The sequence below is a fragment of the Prochlorococcus marinus XMU1405 genome (assembly GCF_017696275.1).
Taxonomy (GTDB): Bacteria; Cyanobacteriota; Cyanobacteriia; order PCC-6307; family Cyanobiaceae; genus Prochlorococcus_A; species Prochlorococcus_A marinus_AB.
This window is the reverse complement of sequence record NZ_JAAORF010000003.1, coordinates 125,148-143,262: the sequence shown is the minus strand read 5'-3', so window position 1 is coordinate 143,262 and position 18,115 is coordinate 125,148. Positions and strand designations below refer to the sequence as shown.

At 28.0% G+C, this 18,115-nt stretch carries 14 protein-coding genes; 7 read left to right on the top strand and 7 right to left on the bottom strand.

The features are described from left to right. Positions 1-264: 264 nt before the first annotated feature. From HA148_RS06790 to pseB, 5 genes are all read right to left on the bottom strand, one after another. Positions 265-1,632 carry a surface carbohydrate biosynthesis protein gene (locus tag HA148_RS06790; RefSeq protein ID WP_209131336.1) on the bottom strand — a complete coding sequence of 456 codons (1,368 nt, stop codon included), beginning with the start codon at positions 1,630-1,632 and terminating at the stop codon, positions 265-267. After that, complete coding sequence (locus HA148_RS06785; RefSeq protein ID WP_209131334.1) at positions 1,633-3,429, bottom strand: ABC transporter ATP-binding protein; 1,797 nt, start codon at positions 3,427-3,429, stop codon at positions 1,633-1,635. It abuts the gene before it with no gap. A gap of 143 nt (positions 3,430-3,572) precedes the next feature. After that, the gene (gene pseF / locus HA148_RS06780) at positions 3,573-4,259 is read right to left on the bottom strand and encodes a pseudaminic acid cytidylyltransferase (protein WP_209131332.1); all 687 of its coding nucleotides are present in this window, start codon (positions 4,257-4,259) and stop codon (positions 3,573-3,575) included. Between the two features lie 209 nt (positions 4,260-4,468). Further along, positions 4,469-5,644, bottom strand: coding sequence for a UDP-4-amino-4,6-dideoxy-N-acetyl-beta-L-altrosamine transaminase (gene pseC, locus HA148_RS06775; RefSeq protein WP_209131330.1), 1,176 nt, complete (start codon positions 5,642-5,644; stop codon positions 4,469-4,471). A gap of 27 nt (positions 5,645-5,671) precedes the next feature. Continuing rightward, positions 5,672-6,673, bottom strand: coding sequence for a UDP-N-acetylglucosamine 4,6-dehydratase (inverting) (gene pseB, locus HA148_RS06770; RefSeq protein ID WP_209131328.1), 1,002 nt, complete (start codon positions 6,671-6,673; stop codon positions 5,672-5,674). Between the two features lie 260 nt (positions 6,674-6,933). Between pseB and HA148_RS06765 the strand changes: the two genes are divergently transcribed. The 4 genes from HA148_RS06765 to pseI are packed head-to-tail and all read left to right on the top strand — an operon-like array spanning position 6,934 to position 10,183. Further along, on the top strand, positions 6,934-7,611 hold the full coding sequence (locus HA148_RS06765) for a PIG-L deacetylase family protein (protein ID WP_209131326.1): 678 nt from the start codon (positions 6,934-6,936) through the stop codon (positions 7,609-7,611). Between the two features lie 2 nt (positions 7,612-7,613). Continuing rightward, positions 7,614-8,279, top strand: a complete 666-nt coding sequence (locus HA148_RS06760) for a formyltransferase family protein (RefSeq protein WP_209131323.1) — start codon at positions 7,614-7,616, stop codon at positions 8,277-8,279. After that, a complete protein-coding gene (locus tag HA148_RS06755) occupies positions 8,270-9,136 on the top strand; it encodes a GNAT family N-acetyltransferase (protein ID WP_209131321.1) in 867 nt (288 codons plus the stop codon). The genes HA148_RS06760 and HA148_RS06755 overlap by 10 nt, the downstream gene beginning before the upstream one ends. A gap of 6 nt (positions 9,137-9,142) precedes the next feature. Next, on the top strand, positions 9,143-10,183 hold the full coding sequence (pseI, locus tag HA148_RS06750; protein WP_209131319.1) for a pseudaminic acid synthase: 1,041 nt from the start codon (positions 9,143-9,145) through the stop codon (positions 10,181-10,183). A gap of 15 nt (positions 10,184-10,198) precedes the next feature. Here the strand turns inward: pseI and HA148_RS06745 are convergent, their stop codons facing one another. Then, positions 10,199-12,256, bottom strand: a complete 2,058-nt coding sequence (locus HA148_RS06745) for a DUF3769 domain-containing protein (protein WP_209131317.1) — start codon at positions 12,254-12,256, stop codon at positions 10,199-10,201. A gap of 340 nt (positions 12,257-12,596) precedes the next feature. Here HA148_RS06745 and HA148_RS06740 point away from each other — a divergent pair, with 340 nt between their 5' ends. Together HA148_RS06740 and HA148_RS06735 are read left to right on the top strand one after the other, a co-directional pair. Continuing rightward, positions 12,597-14,525 carry a polysaccharide biosynthesis protein gene (locus tag HA148_RS06740; protein WP_209131315.1) on the top strand — a complete coding sequence of 643 codons (1,929 nt, stop codon included), beginning with the start codon at positions 12,597-12,599 and terminating at the stop codon, positions 14,523-14,525. A gap of 35 nt (positions 14,526-14,560) precedes the next feature. Beyond that, positions 14,561-15,139, top strand: a complete 579-nt coding sequence (locus HA148_RS06735; RefSeq protein ID WP_209131313.1) for a sugar transferase — start codon at positions 14,561-14,563, stop codon at positions 15,137-15,139. Between the two features lie 32 nt (positions 15,140-15,171). On the opposite strand, the gene HA148_RS06730 is transcribed toward HA148_RS06735, so the two are convergent. Next, positions 15,172-16,455, bottom strand: coding sequence for an O-antigen ligase family protein (locus HA148_RS06730; RefSeq protein ID WP_209131311.1), 1,284 nt, complete (start codon positions 16,453-16,455; stop codon positions 15,172-15,174). Positions 16,456-16,673: 218 nt separating this feature from the next. Here HA148_RS06730 and HA148_RS06725 point away from each other — a divergent pair, with 218 nt between their 5' ends. Then, positions 16,674-18,098: a nucleotide sugar dehydrogenase gene (locus tag HA148_RS06725; RefSeq protein WP_308789044.1), complete on the top strand. Its 1,425-nt coding sequence runs from the start codon at positions 16,674-16,676 to the stop codon at positions 18,096-18,098. Positions 18,099-18,115 lie beyond the last annotated feature (17 nt).

Genomic DNA, 18,115 nt, shown 5'->3' with positions numbered 1-18,115 from the left:
AATATCACAATTAAATAAAATTTTTTACTTTATAAATAAACTAGACAGATAAAAAAAGATTTAAAGATTCATAATTAGAAAGTTAATTATTTATCTTAATTTTAAGATTTGAGTAGTTTCATTTTTTTGCGAAGAGAGGATATTTTTAATAAAAATTATAAAAATTATTTATTTCAAAATTTTTAATTTTAAAACTCTTAGTCTTTTCGGCGTCCCAAAAAAACTACTAAAATTTTAAAATAATTTCTAAGGATTTTAGGATTATTAATCTAAATTATTAAATTCAATTTTTATTAAATCTTTATTTGTCTCATGAATTGAGAAAAAAAGTTCTGGATAAATTAATTCTAAAAAATATTTGCACTCCAGTAGTTTAATTCCATCTTGCATTTTATTTTTTTTAGGCAATTTAGGAACATAGTCTTTTTTTCTAAAGATTTTATTCTTTAATTTATAAAAAAATATTTTTATTTTAGATTTAGTTGATTTTTTAATATTCAAATCGGAGGGGAAAACTTTTTCTCCCGATAATGAGGATAAGTCTTGAGCAATTTCTTCAGCAGCTTTTTTGTTTGAAAAATTTATATGATCTTTTAGCAAAGGATAAAAACTTGAATTTTCTATTTTTTCTTCATATCTTTGTTTCAGCCAGATTTTTAATGTATCCAGACTCTTTATTTCTGTTGAAATCACAGAAGCTATTGATCCACTATTTTTAATTGCAAAATTTGAAAGAATTGCAAATTTCTTTCTTGAAATTGCGGCTTCAATAGCTGAAGTACATCCTCGATGTAGAACTCCTTCACTACTTAATATCCAAGGGCTAATAGTGCCCTCATAAACAACATGTATTTTTGAAAGATGCCGAACATCTTCTTCCCAACATGAATGATCTTCTGATGGGTGAGGTCTAATAATGATTGTTGGAATATCTTCGTCAGCGTCTAGCAAGGGCAAAAAATTAATAAATTCAAGATATTTTTTGTGGTGATTCCTATACAAATTCTTGAACCAACTTATATCTTTTGCTGTCTTGCGGCGACCCCTTTTTTCTAGCGCTAGGCATCTTTCTGCAAGAAGTTTTTCTGAATTACAACCAAAATCAGATGTAAATAAGAGAAATGGTTGGGGAAATTTTTTCTTAATATCTCTTATTTGATCTTTCCAAATATGATGAAGTGATGGTTGCCATATATCAACTCTAGGCCATCCATAGGCTTTTATTAGGCTGGCGTCAATATCCTCTAAAACTTCAGATGCTTTCTTTTTTGTTTCTGGACCAACATAATACAACCTAGACACATATTTAAGACATCCTTTTACAAATCTATTTTTTATAGTAACCCCTGAGTCAATTAGGCAAGGACTTATCTCCTGATCAAGCACAGCTATAGAACTGACGAGTTTTGATAATTTTTTAAACTTGTTGATAGTTCCGCCTCCACCTTTATATAAATAGGTACCCTGTTTATTTTTCTTATTCTCTACTAAATCATCAATTGATTTTTTTGAACCAAGATAAACCCTCAAACCTATTTTTGCTAATTCAGCACTTAGTAATAACTGAGATATAAATTCTCGTGGCTTTATTTCTATTGGTATGTATACTTCTTTTCTTTGAGAGTTAATCATTTAAAAAAAATTAGAAGACATTTTTTTAAAAAGTGCATCAGACTTTTGTAACTCTACAAATGTCCCAAAACTTCTTAATTCTCCACTTTCCAGGTGAAAAATTTTATCGCAATTTTTTATAGTTGATAACCTATGAGCGATCATAATTAAGGTTATGGAATTTTTTAAATTATTAATACTATCAATAATAGCTTTTTCTGTAAGATTATCTAAAGCGCTAGTAGCTTCATCAAATATTAGAACTTTTGGGTTACTATAAAGTGCTCTGGCAATCCCAAGTCTTTGTCTTTGACCTCCCGATAATTTAACGCCTGCCTCTCCAACTTTAGTTTCGTAAGAGAATGGGAGATCATTTTCTATGAATTTATCAAGATTCGCAAGACTTGCAACTTTTCTTATTTGATCATAATCAAGTCTCTTTGAATTTGATCCTAAAGCAATATTTCTTGCGATTGTATCGTCCGCAATAAAGATACTCTGGGGAACGTAGCCGATCGACTTTTGCCAACTTTTTATATTTTTTCTAGTGAGTGGGATATTATCTACTTTGATACAACCATTATCTGGCTCTAATAAACCAAGAATTAGGTCAATTGTTGTAGATTTACCAGCCCCAGTTGAACCTACAAAGGCTACGCTAGTTTTCGCATCAATTGTTATCGATAAGTCTTTAATAACGTCTCTTCTTGAATCTGGATAAGCAAAGGAGATATTCTGAATTTCAATTTTATTTTTAATTGGAGATAATACTTCTAAAGGAAAACAATTTTTCTTCAACTTTGATCTAACTAACTCTTTATACAAAATCTCAAGGGCAGGTTTGCCTGATCTTATCGAAGTTAGATTTTTAAAAATACCTTGCGCAACAGGCAGTATTCTCATTCCTGCAAATGCGTAAAAGGCTACTAAAGGAATTATCTCAGTATAATTACCTCCGGTTTGCGTTAAAAGAACTAATATGACTACCAAAATACCTCCAGTAACAGAAATTTGTATAAATAAATTTGGAATAAGTTTTGCTAATGAAGTATTAACTCTTAATCTGTGGAAAATATCTGTTGCTTTTTTGAAATTTTTTAAATATGCATTTGTTGCATCCTTTACCTGAATTTCTTTTATTCCTTTAAGTGCTTCTTGAGAAATTAAAAAACGGTTTTTGTTTGCCTCTATTCTTTCAGAAGCTTTTTTTAAAAGATATTTTCTTATTAGAAAATAAATAAATCCATAACAAATTGAAAAAGTTAAAATTGCAATAAAAGCAACTACAGGCTTTGCAAATAGAACAGCCGATACAACAAATATTGCTATAATTGATCTCGAAATTAACTCTAAACTTGGGACGAGACTACCATAAATAACTGCTTCAACTTCAGAAAGGATTGTTTTTGCCATTTCTGCACTATGTTTTGTCAAAAAATAGACATAAGGTCTATTTAAATAAGAATTGAGTAATCTTATACTTAAGTCTTTGTTCCTCATCTGGGTATATCGAAGAATGGAATGATTTAAAAAACCATTAAATAATGTTCTTGTGATGGTTATAAAAAAAACTGCACTTGTTAAAAAGACAAGGAATTGATCATTAGATTGAAAGTCAAAGTATTTATAAATTGAATTTAAATAATTATTGGTTTGGATTAATCTAGGATCTGATAGAACCGAGACAAGAGGAAATATTGAAACTATGTTAAATGTCTCTACAACTCCAAAAATAACCATTAATAAAAGTAAAAAAAATGCCTGCTTTCTCTCTCTTACTAGGAGCAAACCCCAAATTTTTTTATATGTTTTTAGCATACGTTAATTAAGTGTTTGTTCATTCTAAAGTAATATTATCAATGAACAATCTTCAAATAATAACAGATTAACAAAGAACAATATCAGTTAGTAAATGAAATATTTTTTTCACAAAAACTTTCAGAAAATCTAAAAATATTTATTTATTTTTTGTTTATTGCATGCATTAATTCTGCTAATTTCCAGTCATCTAAAGTATCAATATCAATTGACTTACTTTGTGGGAGGATATATGGCAAGCCATTCTCGAAAATATTTTTATTATTTAACCATGTTTTTGCTGAAGCTATATAAAATTGACCTGCATCATGAAAAGCGGACTTTAAGTCTTGAGTTCTTTCGCAAAAACTTTCAGGGAAAAACATTTTTGACAATCCATTTTTTTCTATAAAAAATGATCTCTGAATAGGATGGGAGTATATTGAAGCAGAAAAAACATAGACATTTTTTTGTGATTTTTTTAGAATTTGAAAAGCGTTAGATATATCTTCGGCATCAAGTAATGGAGTCGTAGGATAAAGACAGCAAACTTTTTCAAATTCAACATTTTTTTCATTAAAGAAATTAATAGCATGAATAACTACATCCCTTGTTGAAGTGTAATCATCAGCTAAATTCTTTGGTCTCAAAAAAGGTATTTCAAATCCTGCTTTAGCTGAAATTTCTGCAATTTCTTCATCATCTGTGCTTACTATAAATTTGTCAAAAAGATTTAATTTCATTGATTCAGTAATAGCCCATTCTATAATTGGTTTTCCTTTGAAATTTTTTATATTTTTCCTTGGTATTCTTTTACTACCTCCTCTTGCAGGAATTATGAGCAAATTCATTTTTAAAACTTATTTATATTGAATTTAATTTACAGTAAAAGGAATAAAAATAAAAATTTATCATATGTCAATCTAATAAAATTATTAGAAGTTATTTATTAAAATTATCAATTATTTCAAATAATCTTTAAACAAAATATTTCCAGAAAGATATGTTTATTTGAGATAATAAAATTTATTTTATAAATTATTTAAAGTATTAAATTTTTTTATAGTAATTTTTGAAGTATTTCTTTAATTCTCATTTGTTGTTTAGGCTTTAAACCTGGAAATAGAGGAATACTTATAGCGGACGATTCATATATCTCAGCACCTTGAAATTCCTCTTTATTAAATTTGAATTTTTCGAAATATGGATTCTTATAAATAGGTTTATAATGAAGTTGAACTCCTATATTGTTATCTTTTAAACCTTCAAAGACATTATAATAATACTTTTTTGATATTTTCTTTAACCTTATTATCGCAAGATGTACTGAGGAGTAATTAAATTCAGGTATTTCTAAAAAACTGATAGGCAAATCTTTTAATATATCTCTATAAAAATTTAATAGGTAATTTCTTTCCTCTGTTATTTTTTTAAGCCTTTTTAGTTGACTTAAGCCTAGGGCAGCTTGAATATCAGTAATCCTATAGTTAAAACCAAGAGATTGCTGCTCATAATTCCAACTTCCTTCGGCAGAATTGATAAATTTATTATGATCTTTAACAATTCCATGAGATCTAAGTTTTTTTAAGCTATTTGCAATTTGGGTGTCGTTAGTTGTCGCTGCGCCTCCTTCTCCAGTGGTTATTATTTTTACAGGATGAAAACTAAAAACAGTTATAGAACTATATTTACAACTCCCTACTTTACTTTCTTTATATTCAGCTCCAATAGCATGACTAGCATCTTCAATAATGGAAAAATTATATATTTTGGATAAATTAAAGATTTCTTGCATATTACATGAACTGCCCGCGAGGTGTACTGGAATTATTACTTTTGGTAGGGAATTATTTGCTGCTGCCTTTTTAAGCTTTATTTTTAATTTAGAGACATCTAATAAACCTGTTGAAGGATTTATGTCAACAAAGTCAATTTTTGCTCCACAATATAAAGCACAATTGGCAGAAGCAACAAAAGATATTGGAGAGGTCCAGACTATATCATTATCTGATACTCCTAGAGCTAGGCAAGACAAATGGAGAGCACTTGTGGCACTATTAACTGCTACACAATAATCGGCGCAAACTTGCTTAGAAATTGCATTTTCAAACTCCTCAACTTTTAGCCCTTGAGTTAAAGGCTTATTCCTAAGAACATCAGTAACAGCTTCAATATCCTCTTCTGTGACTGAATGTAATCCATAAGGTATATAGTCGTTTTTTTTTAAACTACTCATTGCAAAAAAATTCTTCACCTCTTTATTCTAGAAAGTATTTATTGTTTTCATATTATTTCGGATCCAGTTTTGTAATTCTTTAATTTCCATCCAATCTGTATTCAAATTTGAAGAATACGTAAAATCTGAAGATACTAATTTGCCATTATTGATTCTTTTTTTGTCTAAACTCCAATTATTTATAGCAGGTAGTATTTTGTAATAAGTTTCGTATTCATATGTATGTGGGGCATCTTCTACTCCAATCATATTTTCATGAAGTTTTTCTCCTGGTCTTATGCCAATAAGATTAAATTTTGAGGATGGATTTATTGCTTTTGCAATATCAATAACTTTCATAGATTTGATTTTTTTAATGTAAATTTCACCACCATACATATCTAAAAAAGCATGCCAAACTAATTTAACTGCTTCATCCAGAGATATCATGAATCTTGTCATTCTTTTATCAGTTATTGGAAAAACATTTTCAGTGGCTTTATCTAAAAATAAAGGTATTACGGATCCTCTTGAACCCATTACGTTCCCATATCTAACAATGGAAAAAGAAGTATCAGAATTCGTGGGAGAATAAGAATTGCTAGAAATAAATACTTTATCTGAAATAAGTTTAGTAGCTCCATAAAGATTACTTGGACTACAAGCTTTATCTGTTGAAAGTGCGACAACTCTTTTAACACCCCTATCTATAGCTACATCAATTAAGTTCATAGCTCCATTTACATTGGTTCTTATACATTCAAAAGGGTCATATTCTGCTTTTGGTACAATTTTTAAAGCTGCTGCATGTACTACATAATCAATATCTTTTAAAGCCCTCCAAAGACGATCTTTATCTCTTACATCTCCTATAAAAAATCTTATTCTATTATCATTAGTATATTGCTTTGCCATCTCCCATTGTTTCATTTCATCTCTTGAAAATACTACAATTCTTTTTGGATTATATTTTTTTAAGGTCATAGGTATGAATGTTTTACCGAATGAACCAGTACCTCCAGTAATTAATATTGATGAATTTTCTAGCACTTTAAGAATAATCTCATTTAAAGATAAATAAATTCTAACAGCAAGGATTAATATTATTTAGGAAGCTTTTATATTTAACTAAAATTTTAATTTTATTATGATAGATTCTGCTCTTCAGAAAGGAATACTATTATTGTATTAACAACTAAATTTAATAAAAATCTATTTAAATTATGTTTTTAAGTACTATGTCTTTAGTGATTACTTTCCCTATAGTTATTTTAATAACTAAATTTAAGTAAAACTTAATCATTTTTCAAATGCAGAATAATGTTCTAATAGTTGCTCCTCATACTGATGATGAGTCTATTTCTATGGGAGGGACAATTAAGAAACATATTGATAAAGGAGATATAGTTAATGCAATCTCTATGACAGATGGAGTAGGTGCAAGAGAAAATTTAACTAATGAAATTAAAATTGGCAGAAAAAATTCTGCGATTTTGGCAAGTCAAATTTTAGGTTTTAATTGGATTGCTTCTTTTGAATTCGCAGACAATAAATTGGATACCTATCCACTAATTGAGATAGTTAAGTGTATTGAATCAGTTAAAAATAAAATAAAACCTAATATTGTTTATACTTCAAGTGCTTCTGATTTAAATATTGATCATAGAATATTAGCTAATGCTGTACTTACAGCTTTTCGTCCACAACCTAATGAATCATGTAAGGAGATTCGTCTTTTTGAAGTAGCTTCTGCAACAGATTATGGACACCATTCAGTCACTGGCAAATTCTTGCCAAATTTATTTGTTTCAATTGAGAAAGAATGGCCATATAAACTAAAAGCACTCGATGCCTATAAATCAGAAATAAGAAATTTCCCACATAGTAGATCAAAAGAAGGGATAAAGAATTTAGCAGAATACAGAGGAAAACAAATTGGCATTCCAATGGCAGAAGCATTTGAAGTTATCAGAAAATTGGAGGAATAAATATGAAATTAATAATTTGCAATTCAAAAAGGTGGTTTAAGTTAGATAAAAAAATTAGTGCTAACTTTGAAGTAATAACCATATCAGAAAAAGATGATTTGAATTTTGATTTTATTTCCTTTTATAAACCTGATTATATTTTTTTTGTTCATTGGAGTTGGAAAGTAAAAAAAGAAATATTTAAGAATTTTAAATGTATAGTTTTTCACACTGCACCACTTCCCTATGGTAGAGGAGGCAGTCCAATTCAAAATTTAATTTTAAGTGGATTTAAGGAATCCCCAGTTTGTGCAATAAAAATGGAAGAAGAATTAGACTCGGGAGCTGTTTATTCTTCTTTAAATATTTGTCTTGAGGGATCTTTAAAAGAAATATTTTCTAGATTAAACAAAGTTATAAATAAATTAATCATCAAAATTATAAAAAATAATATAATTCCTAAAGCTCAAGAGGGAAAAATTCATGAATTTAAACGATTATCTTATAAAGATAATGAAATACCTAATGATATTAATTTAGAGAAATTCTATGATTTCATTCGAATGGTAGATTTTGAGGACTATAAGAAATCTTATATCTTATACGGTGATATTAAAATAGAATTTTCAAAAGCTAAATATCGAAATAAATCTATCATCTGTAATTGTAAGATAACCAAATGTATATAAGAAAAGCTAGAAGAAATGATTGTGAGATGCTTTTCATTTGGCGCAATGATCCCCTTGCTAGGGAGATGTTTATTAATAATGAAAATATTAATTTTGAAGAGCATTTAAGTTGGTTTGAAAATTCTTTATTGAATCCTAATAGGCATATTTATATCGGAGAATTAGAAAATAAAATGTTTGGTGTTTGTAGATTTGATCTTGATCAAAAAACAAATGTTAGTGATATATCTATTAATATTAATCCAGTTTTTAGGGGAAAAGGTTTAAGCCAAAATTTTCTATTGGAAGCTATAGATTTATATGAATTAGAGATAGAAAGTACTCTAAATGCCAACATAAAAAGAGAAAATATTCCTAGTCAAATTATTTTTAAAAAAGCTGGTTTCTTAAATATTTATCAAGATGAAAAAATTATGAAATTTGAAAAATTATTTCATGAAATATCTTATAAAAAAGTAGATTCTGGTCTTTCAGAGGAACTTTATAAATTATTGCAAACTAGAAAATTTAGTATTAGTCATAAAAATTTGCCATCCTTTAACGAACATAAGAAGTTTGTTAAATCAATTCCATATAAAGATTGGTATTTGATTTATCAGAACTCAGTAGCAATTGGAACTTTTTATATCCAAAATGATAATTCTATTGGCTTGAACCTAAATAATCCTTCCTTGAGAATCGTGAAGAATATATCAAAATATATAAGAACAAACTTTGATCCAAATCCACCTGAACCTTCAAAAGTAGCACCTTATTTTTTTATAAATATTGCAGAATCTAATAAAAGGATGTTGAATATATTAAAAGTTATTGGATGTGAACCTTTGCAGGTATCATTTAGATTGAATGACAATTGAATAATAATGTTTGAAGTTAACAAAGTAAAAATAGGCCAGCAATTTAAACCTTACATAATTGCAGAACTATCAGCTAATCATGGTGGAGATATTCGAAGAGCAAAAGATTCAATTTTAGTAGCTAAGAAATCAGGAGTTGATGCTGTAAAAATCCAAACCTATACACCCGATACTATGACTATTGACTCTAATAAAGTTGATTTCATAATTAATGATGGATTATGGAAAGGTTATAATTTATATCAACTATATAAAGAAGCTTATACTCCATATGAATGGCATAAGGATCTTTTTGAATTTGCGAGGAAAATTAAGTTAACAATTTTCTCAACACCTTTTGATGAATCAGCAGTTGATTTGCTAGAGGAATTAAATACCCCAGCTTATAAGATTGCATCATTTGAGATTACGGATTTACCCTTAATAAAATATACAGCCCAAAAATTAAAACCAATGTTCATTTCAACTGGAATGTCTAATGCAGATGAAATTGCTGATGCAGTTGAGACCTGCCTGAAAGTAGGAAATAAAGATATTCTTTTATTTCATTGTATTAGTAATTATCCTGCTGAACTAACTGATTCAAACCTCGGAGATATTAAATACTTAGCTAATCATTTTGGTGTTGAGGTTGGATTATCTGATCATACAACTTCAAATATGGCCGCAATATTATCAGTTGCACTTGGTGCAAGAGCGATAGAAAAGCATTTTAAGCTTGATAACGACGATTGTGGTCCTGATTCAACTTTTTCAATACTGCCAAATCAATTAGAAGATTTATGCAAGGAATCTGAATTGGCATTTAAAGCGACAATCTCAAATAATCTCAAAAGACCTTTGTCCGAAAATATAAACAAAAAATTTAGAAGATCCATCTACTTTGTAAATGACTTAAAGAAAGGAGATATTTTAAGAAAAAACGATATAAGAAGGATTAGGCCTGGATTTGGTTTGGATCCAAAATTTTTTGATGAATTAATTGGTAAGACTCTTCGCTCTGACGTATTTAGAGGAGATCCAGTATCTTGGAATGTTTTAAATTAGTTTTTAAAGATAATTTTAATTAATAAACTTTTCATTAAATCCATCAAAACTAAAACTATTAATTTCGAAATTGACCCCTCCAGTCTGTTTATCTGTATTATAAAAAACTCCTATATTATAAGCTCTTCTATTCCAAGATAATTCATATTTATTATTTGAAAATTCATGAAATTTTGGAGAGTCTATATCTAAATTATATTCGGTTGAATATTTCATTACCAATGGTCCAATTAGTTGTTGCTCTATTCCTAATTCAATAGCATGATTATCAACAGATTGATCAAAATCAAATGGACTTTCACCATTAGCAATTGTAGTTTTCCCAAAGATGTTTATTCGTGTGTAATCAAAGAAATTATTTTTTAAGTTTCCTAAAGTTAAATTAGGACCAGCTTTAAAAGTTATTAAATTTTGAAAATTTCCATCATCATAACTATATAAATCGATCTTTGATGATACTAATAAATCAATACCTTTATTTATAGGTTCTGGCGTGAATTTAAATCCCTTGTTTAATTCAGAATCATCTTTCACCTTCCAAAGATGAAAATTATGTTCTCTATGCCAAAGGAGATTTAATCTTTTTCGGCTGATAATATTATTTTCAGTTGATTTTTTATTTGATTGATATTCTCCATATCCTGCTGCTATGTTTTCAAGATTTGAAACTTGATTAGTTTTCCACTTTTTACTGTCTTCTAATTTAAAACCATAAGCAGTGAGGATATCTTTTTCTCCAATTGAACCATTCCATACTTTATCTCGGTACGTACCAAAGATTGATATTGTAGTTTCCTTTTCTTTATCTTTATCTTGGTAAGAATACAGTTTTTTAGATAACTCTCCTTTAAAAGTGATAATTTTTTTGAATTTATCAAAATCCAATGAATTAAATTTGATCTCAGAATTAAAATCCAACCCAAAAAATTCAGAGTTTAATTCACTACTTAAACCAAAATAATCTGAAAATTTTGTACTTTGTTCAGATTTTTCTGCTAGAACAGATTCATTTTCTTTAGAAAAACTTTTAGAGTTCCCCTGTAAAAGTCTTTGAATATAAAATTCCTTATTAATATTAATGCTAGTTTTCCTACCTATAGTTAAAGGATCAGCATATCTTATAAGATGTATTCCATCTTTATTACCCTTATCATATCCGATACCCCACCTGAAGTTATTACCTTTGTTAAGATTATATTTTCTTGGGCCTATAGGAATATTCAATTTATCTTCCAAAATAATGGAGCTCCATTCAGATTCAATAAAGAATTTTCCATCTTTCTCAAAACTTTTAAAATTCTTGTTTTTTAATATTATTTGGGGTTTATTGAATGGATCATTTGTTAAATAAAGAATTTCTGCAGACCATATACCATCTTTTATTTTTATTTCTTCTGATTGCATCCGCCATTTCGTCATGTTATTTATTTCTACTTTCACGTTTTGCGGTGAAGTAATATCATTAAATTCAAATGTGCTTGATTTATTGAGCTTTACATTTGTAATAGAGCTTTCAATATCATTAAAAAGATTTTGATCTGATGAAGTATTTTTAAAATTTTTTAAGTCTAATTTTTCAAAATTAATAGTTCCATACAAATCTTTAATAACGCCTTCTTTTAACGTTAAATTGTATTCAATTTTGCTTGCATTAAAGAATTGTTCACCAGATATAAATTTAATTTTGCCAGATACTGTAATTATTCTTTTTTCTAAATCATAAATAAGTTTATCTGATTGCAAATGCATATTATTTTTTTTGATTTGAACATTACCTTGAGCTATAAATTTATTTTTTGTTTTTAATTGTGAGTTGGAAATAATATTTAAACCATCAAAGGTAGAGTTGTCATTAATATTTTGAGAATTAATTTTCTCTGCCAATAAATAGACAAAATTTTGCAAATTATATTGTATATCTATTTCATTATTTATTAACAGGTTCTTAGAAATTGAAGATTTTTCAGGAAAACTTATATTGGTTTTTTTTATATGGAGGGTCTCAGTATTTATTTTTTCACCTAAAAAATTTAGAACTAAAAAAGGAATAAAAGATAAATATTTTTTTTTCAAATTATTAACCTAGAACTTTAATATAATACATTATTTAAAATAATTTGACACAGATAAGTAAGTTATAGTTTTTTAAAAGTTAGGGTATTTTAATTATATTGAAATCAAATGTAATTCTAAATTTCTTGGTTAAAAATTATTTATTTTACAAATAACAAATTTTCATAGCTTATTTAAAATTTTTATTTTTATAATATTGATAAAAGAATATAGAACAAGCTATGTTAATAATGGATTAATTAAAAAAGAGTATTTTATATCCTTGTTTTATCATAAGTTATGGAATTGAAGATAGTTTATTTGAAATTTCTTAAATTAGGTTTTGTTATTGGAAATCATAATGTTAAATAAAATTCAAAAATCATTAAATAAAATTCTTAATATACCCAGATCTGCAAAAACATTTGTGGCTGTCTCTTTAGATTTTTCTGCATGTGTAATTTCTATTTGGGCTTCTTTTTATTTGAGACTTGGTGATTTAGTATATTTATCAGAAAAAGGTTTTGAAGCTTTAATATTTGCACTATCATTTTCTTTACCTATTTTTTATGTTTTTGGACTTTATAAAGCTATTTTTAGACATTCTGGAACATATGCTTTATTAGTAGTATCTAGAGCTATATTTGTTTACTCAATTTTTTATTTAACCTTTATTGGCTTTATTGGTATTCGTGGTATCCCAAGATCAATAGGTTTAATACAGCCATTAATTTTTTTAATAATAATGTGCTCTTGGAGAATATTTACAAGGTCTATCTTAAGAAAGATTCTAATCATGAATCATGATAATAAAAAGATGAATAATGCTTTGGTTTATGGTTCTGGTCAGTCAGGAAGACAATTAGTTCAAGCAATGCGGGATAGTAATGAAGTTCTTATTAAGGGATTTTTGGATGATAATAAAGATAAGCAAGGATTTTTTATAGATGGTAAACCCATATATTCTCCTGAAAAACTGCAAAAAATTATTAAAAGAAAAAAAATTAATCTTATTTTTCTTGCATTACCTTCAATTGAAAGAAAGGAAAGGAGCCAAATTATTCGAAATTTATCTAAATACAAAATTGCTATTAGATCAATACCAGGAATAGATGATCTTGCGAATGGGAAAAGTTATACAGATTTTGTGGATTTAGATATTGATGACTTGTTAGGAAGAATACAAGTGGAACCCTTCGAGGAATTAATGAAGAAAAATATAAATAAAAAAATTATTTTGGTCACTGGTGCAGGAGGATCTATTGGTAGTGAATTGTGTCGACAAATTATTAAATTAAAACCAGAGAAACTTTTGTTGGTAGAACTAAGTGAATTCGCACTTTATTCTATTCATTCAGAAATAGAACAATTAAAGCCATTAAATACAGAAATAATTCCGTTACTAGGTTCTGTACAAGACGTTAAAAGAATGAAAGAAATTGTTTCAATATGGAAACCTGAGACTATATACCATACTGCGGCCTATAAACATGTTCCTATTGTTGAATATAACTTAATAGAAGGATTAAAAAACAATGTAATTGGAACATTTGAGTTAGCTAATCTAGCAATTACTAATCAAGTCTCAAATTTTGTTTTTGTTTCTACAGATAAAGCAGTAAGACCAACAAATATAATGGGGGCTACAAAAAGATTGGCTGAGCTTTGTTTGCAGGCATTCAATAAAAGAATTTATAGTGATTCTGATAATTTGTTCAATACTAAATTTTCAATAGTACGCTTTGGTAATGTCCTTCAATCTTCTGGTTCAGTAATACCAAAATTTAGAGATCAAATAAAAAAAGGTGGGCCAGTAACTTTGACTCATAAAAAGATTACAAGATATTTTATGACAATTACAGAAGCCTCTCAATTAGTAATTCAAGCTGGAGCACTTGCAGAGGGAGGAGATGTGTTTGTTCTAGATATGGGAGCTCCAATTAAAATATATGACTTAGCAGTAAAAATGATTGAATTATCAGGCTTAACTTTGAAATCATCACCTAATTCACAAGGCGATATTGAAATAGTTATAACAGGCTTGAGGCCTGGAGAGAAACTTTATGAAGAATTGCTCTTATCAAATAATCCAGTAAGAACAAAACATCCAAAGATTTTTAGATCTAATGAACCTTTTATGGAATTTGATGAATTGGTGAAAGAGATCGAGTGTCTTAAAAGTCTTATGAAAAAAAATGATTTCGAAAATATTAGAGTTAAATTAAAAGAATTAGTTATTGATTTTTATCCTAACAGTGGCATTATCGACCATACTTTTACAAAAAAGTAAATCTACTCTAATTTCTTACTATATTTAGGCATAGAATGAAAAAAATTTTAAGAAAGAATAACATAATCAGATTTTATGATTTAACGATATCACTTTTACTTACTTTTACTTTTAGCCCTTTATTTTTGATATTGTATTTTATTTGTTTTTTTGATTCTGGGAAACCTCTATTCGTTCAAAAAAGGTTAGGTAAAAACAAAAAGCTTTTTAATTTAATTAAATTTAGAACTATGCATTTTAGAACTCCTTCAGTTGCTTCTCATTTAGTCGATAAGAAATTAGTTACAAAATGCGGGAGAATAATTAGATTGCTTAAGCTGGATGAACTCCCACAACTTTTTAATGTTATTAGGGGTGAAATGAGTTTAGTCGGTCCTAGACCTTGTCTACCTAATCAAACTCAATTAATTAAAGAGAGGCAGATTTATAGTATTTTTTCAGTAAAGCCAGGAGTGACTGGTTTAGCTCAGATAAAAGGAATTGACATGTCAAATCCAAAAAAGTTGGCCAAAATAGAGAATCATATGATTTCTAATTTTCATCAAATTAATTACTTTAAGTATTTGTTTTTAACTCTTTATGGAAAAGGTATTGGCGACGGTATAGATAATTAAAAAGATTAAAATTTTAAAATAATTCGCGAAAATTATTTATCTTCCCTTATCGGAATATTTCTTAAGCCTGCCAATAGTACCCATGTTAGTATACTAATTCTGACGTCAAAATATAAAATATCAATAAGATTGGAAAACAAAATTACAACACATGCTGCAAACCATCCTCTATCAAAATGAAATTCATCATCTGAATTTCTTAATTTGAAATTTAAGTCTAAGAAAATAACTCTAAAGCTTTTTAGTAAAATAAAAACTACTACACTAGAAAGTAATAATGAAGTTATAAGACCATATTGAATAGATATTTCTAAAGGTATGCTATGAGAGTGCCCCAGGTATAATGTGTTATCTTTATTCCAAAGATATGAAAAGCTATTACCTCCCCAACCTAAAAATGGCTTTTTAAAAATATAAAATATTGAGTTTTTCCAAATTAACAATCTAGGGTCTTCATAAAATTCTTGCAAACTAATTCTATTTGTAAGATTAAGCGGAATTAATGCAATACCGTATGCATACTTAAAAATTAAGTCAAATAAAAATATTGATGAAAATGATAATAAACTGAAAGTCAATAATTTTGACCTTAATGAAATAAAGAAGAAAAATGCTCCTAAGAATATGCCCAATAAACCATTCCTAGAAGAAGTAAATAATATTCCAATGATTATCAAAAAGATGATAATTAAGTTAATAATTTTTCTTAACTTATAAGTTTTATTTCTATAAAAAGTTGCGTAGAACAAAGGAAGAATACAAGCAAGCGAACAAGCTGCATAGTTGGGATTATTAAAAAAACTTGTCATTCCACTTGTATTGTCTCTTTGGTACCAAATTATTAATCCATTTAGAAATTCTAAGGGACCATACCAATTAAATAGATATTGACCAAATCCACTTATTAAAATAGGAATTGATCCAGACATTAGAGATAATCCACAAATAAGACGACTGTTTTTTGTTCTAAGGTAATGTTGAAATCCTATGTAAGAAAGAAAAAGTGGAATCCAATTTATTAAACCAATCAATGGATCAGTACTTAGGTTTGACTCATAGACAGGATATTTCCCATCAGAATTAAATTGATATAAAAACCAACTTAGTAACATAAGAAAGCTTATTAAGATCAAAAAGAGATTGATTTTGTCATGAAGAGGATTTTTTTTAATTAAAAAAATACTTATTAAAAGAGATATTATTAAGAAAAAAGATGCTATCGCAGGAGCAGAGAATAATAAGAAAATACCAATATTAAATCCAAAAAATCCGATCTTATTTAAGTTCACCTCTTTTTTAAACTCTAAAAAGGGCATTAAATTAATAAAATATTTTTGATGTTTTTAAATTCAAAAGAAACATTAATTAGATTAATTATATTCAGTAATGTAACTTTTGAAATATTTTTTATAATTTTAATTTTGCATCTTCTCACAAAAATTGCAATCTTTTTTCTTACATAAAAAGAGATTTAACACGTTACGAATATCAAGTACTCTTTCAAGTAAAATAAAAATAATTATTTCCCCAAAAAATCACTTCTCAAATAAAAAAAATTTGTTGTATCGGCGCAGGTTATGTGGGAGGTCCTACTATGGCAGTGTTAGCCGATAGATGCAAAGACATTAAGGTCACACTGGTTGACATTGATAAAAAGAGGATAAATGCCTGGAATGATAAAGATCTAAGTAAATTGCCAGTATTTGAGCCAGGTTTAAAAGAAATTATAAAAAGAAACCGTAATAAAAATCTTTTTTTCTCTACTGATATTGCAAATACCATTAAAGAAGCTGATATGATCTTTATTTCTGTAAATACTCCTACCAAAACGAGTGGATTTGGAGCTGGCTATGCAAGCGATCTGAAATGGGTAGAATCCAGTGCTAGGCAAGTGGCTGAATACTCCAGTGGTCATACAATTGTTGTTGAGAAAAGTACAGTTCCAGTTAGGACAGCTGAATTAATACAAAATATTTTGAGCGAATCTGAAGAAAATAGCTTTATTTCTAATATCAAAAAGTCTTTTTCTGTTCTTTCGAGTCCTGAATTTCTGGCCGAAGGGACTGCTATTAATGACTTAGAGAATCCCGATAGAGTTTTAATTGGAGGTGAAGATAATAATGCAATGAGAAGTTTAAGTGGTATCTATGAGAGATGGATACCAGCCAACAAGATTCTTTTCACTAATGTATGGAGCAGTGAATTATCAAAACTTACTGCTAATGCATTCTTAGCCCAAAGATTAAGTTCTATAAATGCTATTTCGGCTCTATGTGAGGCTACTGGTGCAGAAATCAAAGAAGTGTCTAATGCAATTGGTGCAGATAAAAGAATTGGGAAAAAATTCCTTGATGCTGGTCCAGGTTTTGGAGGTAGTTGTTTTCAGAAGGATATATTGAATCTTGTTTATTTATGTCAATATTACGGTCTAGAAAAGATTTCGCGATATTGGGAACATGTTTTGATAGTAAATAACTGGCAAAAAGAGAGAATAGCTTCTTTGGTTGTAGAAAAACTTTTTGGAACTGTTACAAATAAAAAAATAGCTATGTTTGGATTTGCTTTTAAGGCAAATACCAACGACACTAGAGAATCTCCTAGTATTTCTATTGCAAAAGATCTTTTGGAGAATGGTGCTAATTTGATGATTAATGATCCTCAAGTCTTGCCTTATCAAATTGAGAAAGAATTATGTAAAAAAGAATCTAAGATATTTTCTGAAAAAGAAGGTAGTTGGTCTTTTAATAGCAATTTAAATGAATGTGTAAAAGACGCCGATGCTCTTATAATTTTGACAGCTTGGGATGAATATAAAGAAATAAATTTTGAAAAATTTTCAAAGTTAATGAGAAAACCCTCATGGGTTTTCGATACTAGAAAGATAATTTCAAAAAATAGCTTAAAAGGTACGGGGATTAAATTTTGGCAAGTAGGAATGGGGGAATGTAGTTCTCTTTAGTTTTCCTCTTTATTGTA